Origin of the sequence: Pseudomonas medicaginis, from assembly GCF_965119365.1 — a bacterium.
Classification (GTDB): Bacteria; Pseudomonadota; Gammaproteobacteria; order Pseudomonadales; family Pseudomonadaceae; genus Aquipseudomonas.
Window position 1 is genome coordinate 2,610,574 of record NZ_OZ221631.1, and the last position, 10,041, is coordinate 2,620,614.

The 10,041-nt window shown below is 62.4% G+C and carries 8 protein-coding genes; 1 reads left to right on the top strand and 7 read right to left on the bottom strand.

What is annotated here, in order from left to right; genetic code table 11:
• Positions 1-56 precede the first annotated feature (56 nt).
• Positions 57-1,403, bottom strand: coding sequence for a glucarate dehydratase (gene gudD / locus ACMTA2_RS11615; protein ID WP_413795635.1), 1,347 nt, complete (start codon positions 1,401-1,403; stop codon positions 57-59).
• A gap of 379 nt (positions 1,404-1,782) precedes the next feature.
• Between gudD and ACMTA2_RS11620 the strand changes: the two genes are divergently transcribed.
• Positions 1,783-2,496, top strand: coding sequence for a FadR/GntR family transcriptional regulator (locus ACMTA2_RS11620; RefSeq protein ID WP_413794952.1), 714 nt, complete (start codon positions 1,783-1,785; stop codon positions 2,494-2,496).
• A 169-nt stretch (positions 2,497-2,665) separates the two neighbouring features.
• On the opposite strand, the gene ACMTA2_RS11625 is transcribed toward ACMTA2_RS11620, so the two are convergent.
• The 6 genes from ACMTA2_RS11625 to ACMTA2_RS11650 all read right to left on the bottom strand — a co-directional run bounded on the left by ACMTA2_RS11625 (position 2,666) and on the right by ACMTA2_RS11650 (position 10,036).
• Positions 2,666-3,604, bottom strand: coding sequence for an alpha/beta hydrolase (locus tag ACMTA2_RS11625; RefSeq protein WP_413794953.1), 939 nt, complete (start codon positions 3,602-3,604; stop codon positions 2,666-2,668).
• A gap of 211 nt (positions 3,605-3,815) precedes the next feature.
• Positions 3,816-4,979: a GNAT family N-acetyltransferase gene (locus ACMTA2_RS11630; protein ID WP_413794954.1), complete on the bottom strand. Its 1,164-nt coding sequence runs from the start codon at positions 4,977-4,979 to the stop codon at positions 3,816-3,818.
• Between the two features lie 5 nt (positions 4,980-4,984).
• The gene (locus tag ACMTA2_RS11635; protein WP_413794955.1) at positions 4,985-5,674 is read right to left on the bottom strand and encodes a GNAT family N-acetyltransferase; all 690 of its coding nucleotides are present in this window, start codon (positions 5,672-5,674) and stop codon (positions 4,985-4,987) included.
• Positions 5,671-7,605, bottom strand: a complete 1,935-nt coding sequence (locus ACMTA2_RS11640) for a hypothetical protein (RefSeq protein ID WP_413795636.1) — start codon at positions 7,603-7,605, stop codon at positions 5,671-5,673. Before ACMTA2_RS11640 ends, ACMTA2_RS11635 begins: the two co-directional genes overlap by 4 nt.
• 113 nt (positions 7,606-7,718) lie before the next feature.
• Positions 7,719-9,023 (bottom strand): oligosaccharide flippase family protein, encoded by a 1,305-nt coding sequence (locus ACMTA2_RS11645; RefSeq protein ID WP_413794956.1) that lies wholly within the window; start codon positions 9,021-9,023, stop codon positions 7,719-7,721.
• Positions 9,020-10,036 carry a polysaccharide deacetylase family protein gene (locus ACMTA2_RS11650; protein ID WP_413794957.1) on the bottom strand — a complete coding sequence of 339 codons (1,017 nt, stop codon included), beginning with the start codon at positions 10,034-10,036 and terminating at the stop codon, positions 9,020-9,022. Before ACMTA2_RS11650 ends, ACMTA2_RS11645 begins: the two co-directional genes overlap by 4 nt.
• Between the last annotated feature and the right edge of the window lie 5 nt (positions 10,037-10,041).

A 10,041-nucleotide genomic window follows, 5' to 3' on the forward strand; every position in this document is an offset into this window, starting at 1 on the left:
GCGAGCAAGCCCGCTCCCACATGGATGTGCTCACCTGAAGGACTTTTGTGATTCCTTCAGCGCACCAGGCACGGCTGTTTGTTGTTGAAGGTCCAGCCTGGAATCAGGAACTGCATCGCCACCGCATCGTCCCGTGCCCCAAGGCCCATGCCTTTGTACAGCTCATGGGCCTTGGCCAGTTGGTCGGTGTCCAGCTCGATCCCCAACCCCGGTTTTTTCGGCACTTGCACGCAGCCGCCCTGAATCTGCAACGGCGCCTTGGTCAGGCGCTGGCCGTCCTGCCAGATCCAGTGGGTGTCGATGGCCGTGATGTCGCCCGGTGCGGCGGCGGCCACGTGGGTGAACATCGCCAGGGAAATGTCGAAGTGGTTGTTGGAATGCGAACCCCAGGTCAGGCCCCACTCATTGCACATCTGCGCCACGCGCACGGAACCCTGCATGGTCCAGAAGTGTGGGTCGGCCAGGGGGATGTCCACGGACTGCAAGGTGATGGCGTGACCCATCTCGCGCCAGTCGGTGGCGATCATGTTGGTCGCGGTCCTGAGGCCCGTGGCGCGGCGGAACTCGGCCATCACTTCGCGCCCGGAATAGCCATTTTCGGCACCGCAAGGGTCTTCGGCATAGGCCAGCACCTTGTGCTGGTCGCGGCACAAACGAATGGCTTCCTTGAGTGACCAGGCGCCGTTCGGGTCCAGGGTGATGCGCGCTTGGGGAAAGCGCTCGGCCAGCGCCGTGACCGCTTCGATCTCTGCGTCGCCTTGAAGCACGCCGCCCTTGAGCTTGAAGTCCCGGAAGCCATAGTGGGCCTGCGCCGCTTCCGCCAGGCGGACCACCGCGTCGGCGTCCAGGGCCTTTTCGTGGCGCACGCGGAACCAGTCGTTGTCGGCGTCCGGTTCGCTGCGATAGGGCAGGTCGGTCTGTTGGCGATCACCGACATAAAACAGGTAACCGAGCATCTTCACTTCATCGCGCTGCTGGCCTTCGCCGAGCAGGGCTGCCACCGGTACGTCCAGGTGCTGGCCGAGCAGGTCCAGCAAGGCCGCTTCCAGGCCGGTGACGGCGTGGATGGTGATGCGCAGGTCGAAGGTCTGCAAGCCGCGACCGCCGGCGTCGCGGTCGGCGAAAGCGTGGCGTACGGTGTTGAGGATCTTCTGGTAGGTGCCGATGGGGCTGCCGACCACCAGCGAACGAGCGTCTTCGAGGGTCTGGCGAATGCGCTCGCCGCCGGGCACTTCGCCCACGCCGGTGTGGCCGGCGTTGTCCTTGAGAATGACGATGTTGCGGGTGAAGAACGGGCCATGGGCGCCGCTGAGGTTCAGCAGCATGCCGTCATGGCCGGCCACGGGCACGACCTGCATGCTGGTGATGATCGGGGCTTTGCTGGTTTCTGAAAGGGTCGCCACCGAATCGGCTCCGGTATTCGCCTTGAGGTTGGATGTGTTCACTGGTTTTTCTCCCACTCGTTATTGTTATGCGGGGCATCGTGCAGGTGCTGATGTTGATAGACATCATACAACTCGAATTTTTCGAATGACAAGCTGTTTTTCAGCAGGGTCGGAGAGGGTGATAAGCGGTTTAATTCAATGATTGCCGGGATTTTTCAATTGGCTTAATGTCAATCAGCGTCTTTTTGGCCCGAGGGAAGCCGTGCTGTTTGAATAATGATTTTGTCCGAAATGGCCTTCCCTTGAGTGTTGTCATACAAGTTGAGGGCGTATTGATGAGATATTTGGCGCTTGCGGGTGATACGATCCCTCAGCCTGTCTTCAAGGAACCCCGGCGATGCCGCAAGACACCGAAGCCCCTCTGCGCAAGCGTACCCACAACCTGGCACACGACCTGGTGGCGAAGCTGAGCCAGAGCATCCTGCTGGGGCAGTTGAAGCCGGGCGAGAAGCTGCCCTCGGAAGGCTCCATCGTGCAGGCCCACGGCGTCAGCCGGACGGTGGTGCGCGAGGCGATTTCCAAGTTGCAGGCTTCGGGGCTGGTGGAGACCCGCCACGGCATCGGCACCTTCGTGCTGGCGCAAACCGGCGAGCCGGGGCTGCGACTGAACGTCGACACCGCGGCCGGAGTGCGGGCGATCCTGGAGCTGCGCCTGGGCTTGGAAACCCAGGCAGTCGCCTTGGCGGCCCAGCGCCGCAGCGAACACCAACTGCAGCAGATGCGCCAGGCGCTGGATGACTACCAGCGCTTGTCCAACAACAACGACAGCTGTGTCGAAGCCGACCGGCGTTTCCATCTGCTGATCGCCGAAGCCACGGGCAACGCCTGTTTTGTCGAAATCATGCAGCACCTGGGCAGTGCGATGATCCCCAGGACCCGAGTGAACGTGGCCGAGCGTGGCCAGGCGGATTTAAGCAAGCTGGCGCAGTGGGCCAGCCTTGAGCACGAGGCGATCTTCAACGCCATCAAGCGCCAGGACCCGGACGCCGCCCGCGCCGCCATGTGGCTGCACCTGACCAATAGCCGTGACCGGTTTGGCGCGGGATCCTGACGGTTCATCGTCGCCTGACCCTCCGCCATCGCGAGCAAGCTCGCTCCCACAGTTTTTCGAGGTGTTCTCAGCTGTGGGAGCGAGCTTGCTCGCGATGGCGGCGGCACACTCAACATTTCCATGACTGACCCACCGCTTCCCACAGGAGGGACGTGGATATTGCCGTGGCTCAGCCCGCTTTGGCCGGACCGGTGGTGGCGTTTCCGGCCACGGGGATGGGCGCGCTTTTCATCAGTGCATCCAACGCCTGCCGGTAGTTTTTGCCCGCCAGGCTCATGCTGTTGTTATGCGTGGCCCCAGGCACCAGCAACAGGCGCTTGGGTTCCCGGGCGGCGTTGTACAGTTGCTCGCTGAACCGTGGCGGCACGTAGCGGTCGGCGGCGCCATGGACAATCAGCAACGGCATGTTGATCTCGCCGATCTTGTCGATGGAATCGAACTTCTGCGACAGCAACCAGCGCACCGGCAGGGACGTATTGGCCATCGCGGTGGCGACATCCCCCAGGGAGGTGAAGGTGGATTCGATCACCAGGCCTCGGACCTGGGCTTTGCCATCCTTCGCTGCCTGCTGACCGAGCTGCGCAGCGAGGTCCACCGCGACGGCGCCGCCCAGGGAGTGACCATAGATCAGCCGCAGGCTTGGGTCTGGTTGCAAGGTTTTGAGACGCTCCCAGGCGATGCGTGCATCTTCGTAGACGCTGGCTTCCGATGGCAGGTCCCCATGGCTTTTGCCAAAGCCGCGGTAGTCGATGGCCAGGACCGAATAGCCCAGTGCCCGCAGTTGCTGGATACGAAACAATTGGCCGGTCAAATTCCAGCGCACACCATGCAAGTACAAGATGGCCGGCGCGTTCTCGCGTTCGGCCGGCCACCACCAGCCGTGGATATTCTCCCCGGCCTTGAAGCTTTTTGGCTTGAGATCGAACGCCTGCACACCGCTGGGCAGCCCACTGAACCAGCTCGCCGTCCCCGGCTCGATGCGAAAGACCAGTTCCCGCTCCTTGTGCTGCAACACCCCGCAGCCCACCGGCAGGCCCACCACGAGTGCGCCCATGCACAGCCAGGCCAACCAGCGTCGTTTCAGGCCAGAAAACAAGAGTGAAGACATTGATGAATCCGCGACTGGAAACCGAAGATGCCTTGTAGCAGATTCCCAGGAAGCGGCGCAGGGATTTCGGGTTGTCATTCGTCTGAAGCGCGCTTTAGGTCATCGATCGCCGTGCCTCGCTGGTGGGGGTGGGCCTTAGTCCTTGAACGCCCGCCAGGCGCTTGTGCAGTACGTTTCGCTAAGGCGGGCCCGACATCGTCAACGTTGACGATCACTCGACGAGGCATTGGCGTTCTGCCGGTTCTCTGGGGGAGGACGATGCTGTCGTCGCGGTCGGTTTGGTCCGGCGTTTGCCAAGCCATGGCTTCAAGCTTTTCCATAGTCGCAAGGCCGATCCCAGGAGCAAGCCACCGGGCTGCCAGGAATAAAAACTCCAGCGCCAATGCTCCAGTTGGCCGGTCATGCGTTCGTGTAACTGATGGCTGGAGTTCTCCAGGCTGACCCGTGATGCATCGATCCAGCGCCAGTTCTCGTCCAACCCCCAACGAATCCACTCCTCGAGCAATACCCGGCCGCTGCCCAGGTCGGCGTGCTGCGGCAGGAACGCCAGGTTGTAGTCGTACAGTCGGCCCTGGTCCAGGAGGCCGAGGCGATAGCTGATGCATTCGCCGTTCAGCTCCAGTAGCACCACCCGCACCAGGCCTTGGGCGGCGAGGGCGGTGAAGGCGTGATTCATCCATTGTCGGCGCCTGGGGTCGGCGAAGATGCCGACACCTTCCTCACCTTTCCAGCTGGCGGTCTCGACGTCGGCCAGGGCTCGCAACAGCTGTCCGATGCTGATGGCGTCCGGCGTCACTCGACGGATTTCGGCACCGCAAGCGGCGATCCGCTTGCGCGCCCGGCGCAATTTGTAGCGTGGATCGCCGGATATCTCTTGACGGTCACTGTCGTTGATCAGGTGCACCGGAACCCGGCAACTGAGCCGCCGCTCCCCGGTTGAGCTCAGCGCCATCCAGGCGCTGAGGACGCTTTGCTCTCCGACCGGCTCGATCACTTCATTCAATTGCAGCAACGCGTGAGGCAAGTGCTGACGGATCTGCATCAGCGCCTGGACCATGTCTTCGGCGTCCAGGCGCGCCAGCAGGGCGATGCGGTCTGCCATTGGAAAACCCAAGTGATGCAACACCCGGAACCGCAGCCCGACGATAGGCTCGAGTCCTGATATCAGGGGCAGGCACAGGCACAAGGTCTGGTCCTGCCAGCCCAGCAGAATATGCAATTGCTGCTCGGGCAACAGGGCGAATTCCGCCGCTTGCAGCCAGGCCAGGGTATTGAACGGTGTTGCGTCGGCCACCTGGGTCAGCAGCTGTTCATAAGCTGATACAGGAAAATCCTCCGCGCTCAGTGAGCGGCACCATTGGAACCGGATCGTCATGGGGATCAGGCCGCCGAAGTCGAGGCAGTCGGCTGGGCCGGTTTGCGAAACGCGTCCAGTACCGTGCCGGTGTAAGACGTATTGCGCAGGAGCCGCCAATGACCGAGCAAACGGTATAGGTGGGTGATCTGCCCGCGCTCCTGGAAGCCCATGCGGATATGCATCTTGATCGCTTGGATGTTTTGCAAATCGCAGACATCGACCATTGTGTTGCAACCGTGGTCCGCCATGACTTTCCACACCTCCAACTGCATGTCCGCCGAGATACTGGTGCCCCAGTATTCACGAATCGCCTCGCCACCGAACTGAAAGTACTCGCCAGGCTTGATCGGAAAGTTGCAGCGGTAGAAATGGCGATCGAAATAGTCCCGTGTACTGGCCCAGGCGAAGCCCACGGTGTCGCCCTGATCATCCAGATACATCAAGCCTGTGTAGCCCTCGGCCGCCAACTCGCGCATGGTTTCGACACGGTCGCCGAAGTGCCGGGCAAAAGCATCGGCATTGCTGACCGTGATGAACTCCAGGCGCATCGGTGGGTACGGCTTGAGGGTGTGTGGGGGGAGCGGGGTCCGTATATCATGCTCCAGCCACACCAGTCGGGTGTGGGAAAATACGTAGCGTCTGCATAGCTGCTTTAGAACGGCGTGCAGTCCTTTTTTCTGAATGCGATCACGCAATGTTTGCAGAGCGTTCATGGTGCCTCCTGACGAGCGGCAGGGTTGGGAGAGAAGGGAGCTGTCCAACTGAGGGCGAACACGGTTTCCCCCGGCAGGAGAAAACCGACCTGGCCAGACTTGCAATCAAACGGAGCGCTGTGGCTGCGGTTGTCTTGGCCGAAATACATCAGGGTCATGTCTGGCTGGGGGCAGGCCGTGCTGTCGAGGCTGACCTGATGGGCTCGCGTGCTTTTGTTCACGCCCAGCAGACTGCGTTGCTTGCCGGTGGCCATGGCCAGTACGTCGACTTCAAAAGCATCGTTGTCCAGGCGCAGCACCTGATCGAGCCAGTGTTGCTGAATGAACTGCTGGGCCAGGCCCACGGGCTTTAGCTCGAAGCGCTGATCGTCCAGTACTCGCACCATGCCTTTGGGGTACTCCGGTTCGTCGGCGGCCATGAACCAGTTGAGCATGTCCAGCCAGCCATCGGCCGAGGCGTTAATGGCCACCGACGTCCACCACAGGGCGGCGTAATGGGTTTCCTGATCGTAAGGGCTGAGACTCGAGCCGCTGGACATGTTGGTCTGGTCCAACAGCAAGGCCTTGCGCGGCCGACCCTGGCTGTCCAGTCCCACCAGGTTGGCGGCCTGACGGACACTGTCGCGGTAGACCCGGGTCGCCAGCAGGTCGCGGATCATCCATTCATGCCAGGCCAGGGCGTCGATCTGGTCGTCGGACGTCGCCAGCAGGCGCCGTGCCCAGTCGATCCCACGCTTGTCAGCGGCATTTTCGATTAAGGGGCCGTTGGTGAACTGGGAGCTGGCCGGCATGGCGATGCGGACACCGGCACGCGCGTTGGCAGGATCGGCGCGGACCTGGGCAGCCATGCTCTGGAACATTTGCTGGAAACTGGCGAAGTCTGGGTAATTGAGGTTCGGCTCATCGGCAAAACTGAGGTAATGGAGGCCTTTGCCGCCCAAGGCGCGGGTCGACGTGAGCCAGGCTTGCAAGCCGCTGTGACTGGTCCGGTCGGGCTTTAGATCGGACCGGCGCTGGCTGGCGGCCAACAGGGTGAAGTTATGGCTGATAGCGAAGCGGTCCTGGTACAAGCGTCGGAAGGCATCTTCATAAGTGCCCCTGGCCGCCGTGATATCGACGAAGCTGTAAAGGGTTGCCGCCTGGGGTTTGAGCGTATCGAGCACGGCGTAGCTGGACGGCGGCAATAATTCGTAGGGCAGGGCGACGCCCAGCTTGGGGGTCGTGCCGAGCGTCTCGTTGTACAGTTTCAGGTGGGTCTGCCCCGGATCCTGGCGCAGTGGCAGCAGCTGCGCCGGGTCCTGGGCGAACAGGTTGGCGGTGCCGTCCAGCCAGAACGCGGCCTTGCCGTTGCCCTGCAGATGCAAGCGCCAGATTTGTTCGACATCAGCCATCGGCAGGGCGACCTGATCGAACTGCCAATAAGCCCGGTATGGCTTGAGGTTCAGTTGCAACTGCTTGCCGTCGCTGACGCGCCGGGCTTGCAGCGCCCGTACGCCGCCGTGGAACTTGCCTGCCAGCACCGCCTGTTCGCCAGCCGCTACCTTGAAATACAGCTCGTCGCCGTCGTGGGTTTCGGCATTGAAATGCACCTTTGCCGGTGCAAACAGGGCGCGGGTGCGCGCGTCGTGCTCGACGGAGTAGCGACGGAAGCTGTAGCCGGGAATTTCCAGGCGATAATTGGCGGCACCCGGCGGCAGCGGCCATTGCTGTTCACCACGGGGCTGATCCGCCTTGACCAGGCGCTCACCCGCCAATCGTCCCTGGCCGTCGAGCAGATACAGGTGTTCGACATTGGCCTCGGCTTGCCAGGCGGGCACCCAGCGTACGGTGACAGTGTCCTGGCGGTCGGTTTGCAGGTACAGGCTGCCGTCACGGATGCCGGTCCATTGCATGGACGCGCCTTGGGCTGAGGTTGCCAAGACCAGCCCCATCGCGAGCAGGCTCGCTCCCACCAGGGTTATGCAGTGGGCACGGGTGCTTTGCCCGGCACCGGACCCTGTGGGAGCAAGCCTGCTCGCGATGGCGGCCTGACGGGTGACGGTATTCAAGCGGATTTCCTCAATAGCATCTCACGCATTGGCAGCAAATCGCTGGGCAGGATGATCAGCGTCTGCCACAGCGCCACGCCGCTGAGGCGGCAGTACATTACAAGCATTGCCAGGGTGACACCCAGGTAGGCGATCGAGGACGCGGCGGCAGCGCCGACGATGCCGTAGCGCGGGATCAAAATCAGGTTCAGTATCAGGTTCAACAGCGCCCCCCCGCCCATCAGCAGCGAAACGGTGCCGGGGCGGTTCTTGCCCAGCAGGTCCAGGCGCAGGATGCTGGCATAGCACAACCCGAACACCCCTGGCAGCAGCGCCAGCAGGGCCGGGTACGCCGGTTGATAGGCGATGCCGAACAGGGTAACGATCAGCCATTCTCCGACCAGTATCATGCCCAGGCAGGCGCCCAGCATGGCCGTGGCGGTCAGGCGCAAGGCCAGGGGGGTCAAGCGCCTCATGTCCGAGTCTTGCTGCAGCAGGCGTTTCATCAGTGGCGTGGTGACCGCTTCCGGCACGATATGCAGCAGTTCGGCCGCCGCGCTGGCCATGGCGTAGTGCCCTAGCGCCGTGCTGCCCAACAGCGCGCCGATGAACAGGTAATCCGAGCGCGTCATCAGTTGCTGGAACAACAGGTCCGGATGACTGCGGACACCGTAACGCAACAGTTCGGTCTGGCCGGTGCGATCCCAGTGCAGAGTGATCGCATGATCGCGACGCAACCACATCCAGCCCGCCAGCACCACCAGGCTCAGGCCCACCAGCCAACTGATCAGCGCCGCTTCCAGCGCCTTGTCTTTCCACATCCAGAACAGCGCCACGAACAGCAACAGTGGGATCAGGGATTCCATCAGCCGCAAGGCGTTGAACGCGCCGACGCCGCCGGAGGCATTGTGCAGGGTCAGAAGGCCGGTCTTGAGCGCCGCCAGCGGCACGGCCAGCAACAGCAGCCAGGCCAGCAGTCCCAGTTGTGCGGTGATATCCAGTTCGGCGCCGAACTCACGTACCAGCGCCACCACCAGCAGCGTCAGCAACCCCGCCAGCAGACAACCGAAGACCAGCACGTGGCTGAGCAACAGGCTCATCGAGCGATGCTGCGCCGCCTGATAACCCACGGCGGAATTCAGCCCCCCACTGGTGGTGGCACTGATCAGGTCCGGCAGGGTGCTGAGCAGCGCCAACAGCCCGCGTTCGCTGGGCCCCAGGATTCGTGCCAGCAACACGTTACGCAACAGGCGCAGGCCGATCATCGCCAGGCTCGTGCCCATGCTCATCACCAAGAGCCTGAGGTAACGTGTGCGGTTCATGAACGGGCTCCTTGGCGAATACGCCAGGCCAATAACTCAGGGTGACAGGCGTTGCGTTGGCTAACGCCCAAACGTGGCAGGTTCAGAGGGTCGCTGTCATGGCGATACAGTCCGGCCTCGGTGCCCAGCGCGAACGCAAAACCGTGGGCCGCCACCTGCTCGCGCACACGCGCGTCATTATCACCGTTGGGGTAGCAATACACCGGCAAGGGCTGGGCACAGCCATTTTCCAAGGCCGTCCAACTGCGGGTCAGTTCTTCATGCAGGCGCTGGTCGTCCAGCCCGGTCAGGATCGCGTGGCTGGCGCCATGGGGGCCGAAGCGGACCAGGCCGGAATCCTCGAGCATGCGCACCTGGGGCCAGTCCAGCGCTTGGGGTTGGGAACCGTGCGGGCAGGTTTCGGTGAGGTCGCTCAAAGTGCGTGGATCGAGACTCTTGAGGCTTTGCAGGTAGTGCATCAGTGCCAGGCTGCGACGCTCGTCGTCGATGTCATCGAGCAGCACTGGTAACGGTCGGCCGACGTGCTGCAAGTGCTCGATCAGCGAGCGCCGCGCCACCTGCCCATGGCTGCCCCACAGGGTTTCACCGATGCTTTCCCACCAGAAATGCTGCCGGCTGCCAACGAAATCGGTGGACAGGAAAATGCTCGCCGGCACCTGGTACTGGCGCAATAGGGGAAAGGCGTTCATGGCGTTGTCGCGCCAGCCGTCGTCGAAGGTCAAGGCCACCCGGGGACGGTTTGGAACGCTTTCGGGATCGGCCAGCAACAAGGTCATCAATGGCACGCATTCAAAATGCTGTTGCAGCCAGATCAACAAGTGTTCGAACGCCTCGGGCCCTACGCACAGCTCGTTTCGATGGGGCAGTTCGGCGGCGCGGTCGTTGTTCAGTACCCGGTGCAACATCAGAATGATGCCGGCGCCGCGTAATGCATGGCGACCCAGGGACGTGTTCAGGTACAGCCAGCCGCCGGTGCGCTTGATTGTGGTCTTGATGCGGGTATTGATCGGCATGTCAG

What these genes read in the sequence shown, in the direction of transcription:
- ACMTA2_RS11635 (WP_413794955.1), bottom strand. Translation starts at nt 5,674, where the DNA reads ATGAACGCTCTGCAAACATTGCGTGATCGCATTCAGAAAAAAGGACTG.
- ACMTA2_RS11620 (WP_413794952.1), top strand. Translation starts at nt 1,783, where the DNA reads ATGCCGCAAGACACCGAAGCCCCTCTGCGCAAGCGTACCCACAACCTG.
- ACMTA2_RS11645 (WP_413794956.1), bottom strand. Translation starts at nt 9,023, where the DNA reads ATGAACCGCACACGTTACCTCAGGCTCTTGGTGATGAGCATGGGCACG.
- ACMTA2_RS11630 (WP_413794954.1), bottom strand. Translation starts at nt 4,979, where the DNA reads ATGACGATCCGGTTCCAATGGTGCCGCTCACTGAGCGCGGAGGATTTT.
- ACMTA2_RS11625 (WP_413794953.1), bottom strand. Translation starts at nt 3,604, where the DNA reads ATGTCTTCACTCTTGTTTTCTGGCCTGAAACGACGCTGGTTGGCCTGG.
- ACMTA2_RS11650 (WP_413794957.1), bottom strand. Translation starts at nt 10,036, where the DNA reads ATGCCGATCAATACCCGCATCAAGACCACAATCAAGCGCACCGGCGGC.
- ACMTA2_RS11640 (WP_413795636.1), bottom strand. Translation starts at nt 7,605, where the DNA reads ATGGGGCTGGTCTTGGCAACCTCAGCCCAAGGCGCGTCCATGCAATGG.